Source organism: Hydrogenophaga sp., from assembly GCF_026125825.1.
Lineage (GTDB): Bacteria > Pseudomonadota > Gammaproteobacteria > Burkholderiales > Burkholderiaceae_C > Hydrogenophaga.
Genome location: NZ_JAHCKK010000203.1, coordinates 1 through 2,338, shown reverse-complemented (window position 1 = coordinate 2,338; position 2,338 = coordinate 1). Strand labels below are relative to the sequence as shown.

The following is a 2,338-nucleotide window of genomic DNA, read 5'->3' as shown; positions in this document are numbered from 1 at the left end:
GTACCAGTGGCACCAGGACGGTTTTGTGGCGCTGCCGCCGGGCGCGCAGGTCCTGGCCTCGTCGCCGGCCTGCGTGCACCAGGCCTTTGCCCTCGGCCCGCACCTGGCCATGCAGTTTCACATCGAGATCACGCCTGAGAAGATCCACGAATGGATCGAAAGCCCCGGCGAATCCTACGCGGTGAACGTGCTGCTGCACCGCGACAGCGTGCAGGACCCCGCGGGCATGCACGCGGCCACCGAACGGCATCTGGCGGGCAGCCAGGCGCTGGCCGCACACATCTACCGGACCTGGCGTTCGCGTTGGCCGGCCTGATGCGGGCTCAGGCCAGGTGCTCGGGCAGCACCAGGCCGTCGCGCGGGATGGGGCGGGGCCGGCCTTCGAGGTCGATCGCCACGTAGGTCAGGCTGGCCTCGGTCACCTTGACGTACTGGCCCTGGGCCGAGAAGCGCTCGGCAAACACCTCCACCTGCACCGTCACCGACGTGCGGCCCACGCGGGTGATGTGCGCAAAAAAGCTCAGGATGTCCCCGACGCGCACGGGCTGTTTGAAGATGAACTGATTCACCGCCACGGTGGCCATTCGGCCACGCACGTAGCGGGCCGGCAGCACGGCGCCGGCCAAATCGACCTGCGCCATCACCCAGCCGCCGAAGATGTCACCGTTGGCGTTGCAGTCCGCGGGCATGGGAATGACTTTGAGCACCAGTTCCCGGTCGGTGGGCAAGGCGGTTTCGGGCGGCGGGCTTGAATGGCTGGACATGGGCACAATCTCTGGACAACGGTCCCCCATTCTCCCGCATGCGCCCCGACACTTCCGCCCGAACTTCCATCGCCCTGCCTTCCGGCCCTGGCGCCACTGGCACCCCGCCTGCCCGGCGCTCCGACTGGGGCACGCTCAGGCGCCTGCTGCCTTACCTGTGGCAGTACAAGGTCAGGGTGGTGCTGGCGCTGGCCTTCATGGTGGCGGCCAAGACGGCCAACGTGGGCGTGCCACTGCTGCTCAAGGAGTTGGTCGATGCCATGACGATCCGGCCCGGCAGCGTCGAGTCGATGCTGGTCGTGCCGCTGGGCCTGCTGCTCGCGTACGGCCTGCTGCGCCTGTCGACCAGCGTGTTCACCGAGCTGCGCGAACTGGTGTTCGCCAAGGCCACGGAGGGAGCCACGCGCAGCATCGCGCTGCAGGTATTTGGCCACCTGCATGCCCTGAGCCTGCGGTTCCACCTCGACCGCCAGACCGGTGGCATGACGCGAGACATCGAGCGCGGCACGCGCGGTGTGCAATCGCTCATCTCCTATTCGCTCTACAGCATCTTCCCCACGCTGATCGAGGTCATCATGGTGCTGGCGCTGCTGGGCACCAAGTTCGACATGGGCTATGTGTGGATCACGCTCGTGGCGCTGGTGATGTACGTGACCTTTACCGTGCTGGTGACCGAGTGGCGCACCCAGTTCCGCCGGCAGATGAACGAGGCCGACGGCAACGCCAGCACGCGCGCCATCGACAGCCTGCTGAACTACGAGACGGTCAAATATTTCGGCAACGAGGCGCATGAGGCGCGGCGTTTCGATTCGGCCCTCAAGCGTTACGAGCGCGCGGCGGTCCTGACCCGCACCAGCCTGTCGGTGCTCAATCTCGGCCAAGCCGTCATCATCGCGGTCGGCGTCACCCTGGTGATGTTCATGGCCGCGAACCGGGTGGTCGACGGCACCATGACGGTGGGCGACTTCGTGCTCGCCAACACCTACCTGATGCAGCTCTACCAGCCGCTCAACATGTTCGGTTTCGTCTATCGCGAGATCAAGCAGGCGCTGATCGACATCGAGCAGATGTTCGTGCTGCTGGCCGTGCCCAGGGAGGTGGAGGACGCACCGGACGCTCCCGACCTGGCGCTCGACGGCGGCGCGGTCCGATTCGAGGAGGTGCACTTCGGCTACGACGCCCGGCGGCCGATCCTGAAGGGCGTGAGCTTCGCCATCCCCGCCGGGCACAAGGTGGCGGTGGTCGGCGCCTCGGGCGCGGGCAAGTCGACGCTGGCCCGCCTGCTCTACCGCTTCTACGACGTCGACGGCGGCGCCGTGACGATCGACGGCCAGGACCTGCGCGCGGTCAGCCAGGCCTCGCTGCGGCGGGCGATCGGCATCGTGCCGCAGGACACCGTGCTGTTCAACGACACCATCGCCTACAACATCGCCTACGGCCGCACCGCCGCCTCGCCCGCCGAGATCGAGCAGGCGGCGCGGCTGGCGCGCATCCACGACTTCGTCATGGCGCTGCCCGACGGCTACCAGACGATCGTCGGCGAGCGGGGGCTGAAGCTCTCGGGCGGCGAGAAG

2 protein-coding genes and 1 pseudogene are annotated in these 2,338 nt (G+C 67.5%); 2 read left to right on the top strand and 1 reads right to left on the bottom strand.

All coding sequences use genetic code 11. From position 1 onward, the window contains the following. Window positions 1–316: pseudogene (locus KIT86_RS24920) on the top strand (type 1 glutamine amidotransferase); the annotation flags it as partial. A 7-nt stretch (window positions 317–323) separates the two neighbouring features. Here KIT86_RS24920 and KIT86_RS24915 read toward each other — a convergent pair. After that, window positions 324–764, bottom strand: a complete 441-nt coding sequence (locus tag KIT86_RS24915; protein WP_297403407.1) for an acyl-CoA thioesterase — start codon at window positions 762–764, stop codon at window positions 324–326. Between the two features lie 38 nt (window positions 765–802). Between KIT86_RS24915 and KIT86_RS24910 the strand changes: the two genes are divergently transcribed. Beyond that, window positions 803–2,338, top strand: a 1,536-nt coding sequence (locus KIT86_RS24910; protein WP_297403405.1) for an ABC transporter ATP-binding protein/permease, incomplete at its 3' end; no start/stop codon positions are given.

What these genes read in the sequence shown, in the direction of transcription:
- KIT86_RS24915 (WP_297403407.1), bottom strand. Translation starts at nt 764, where the DNA reads ATGTCCAGCCATTCAAGCCCGCCGCCCGAAACCGCCTTGCCCACCGAC.